At 77.1% G+C, this 480-nt stretch carries 1 pseudogene; it reads right to left on the bottom strand.

What is annotated here, in order from left to right:
- Positions 1 to 480, bottom strand: a pseudogene (locus tag CR103_RS22970) (hypothetical protein); the annotation flags it as partial.

Genomic DNA, 480 nt, shown 5'->3' with positions numbered 1-480 from the left:
GGCGGCGGCGGCGGCGCAGCAGCCGGCACAGGCTGCGGCGCATGGCGCAGCATGGCTGGTGGGGGCGCGGGCGCTGCGGGCGGCTGCAGCCGCTGGCGGCGATCTTCGAAGTCCGACCGGTTGTCGCGGCGGTAGTCGAAGCGGCCCGGCCCCGGCTGTGCGGCTTCAGCCGGGGCAACGGGTGGCGCCAGTTGGGCCGGCGGCGGCAGCGGCTGGGCCTGCTGGGCCTGCTGGCGCTGTCGATAATCGTCGAACCCGGGCCGGCCATCGCGGCCTGTGAATGGCGAAGGGGACACTCCCGGATTGGCGAGCGGCGCCGGCCGGCCCGGTGCGGGCATGCCGGTCAGTTCAGGCCGGTGCTGCCGGTTGCGCTCGTTAAAGTCGCGGTCGAAACGGTCACCGCCGCGGCCGTCGCTACGGTCACCGCCGCCCCGGCCATCGCGTTCGCGCCCGGCGCCCGGCGGCGCGGCCGGCACGGCG

The organism is Massilia psychrophila (assembly GCF_002760665.1).
Lineage (GTDB): Bacteria > Pseudomonadota > Gammaproteobacteria > Burkholderiales > Burkholderiaceae_D > JAFCUW01.
The sequence above is the reverse complement of the archived record's forward strand: the minus strand, read 5'-3'. Positions and strand labels throughout refer to the sequence as shown.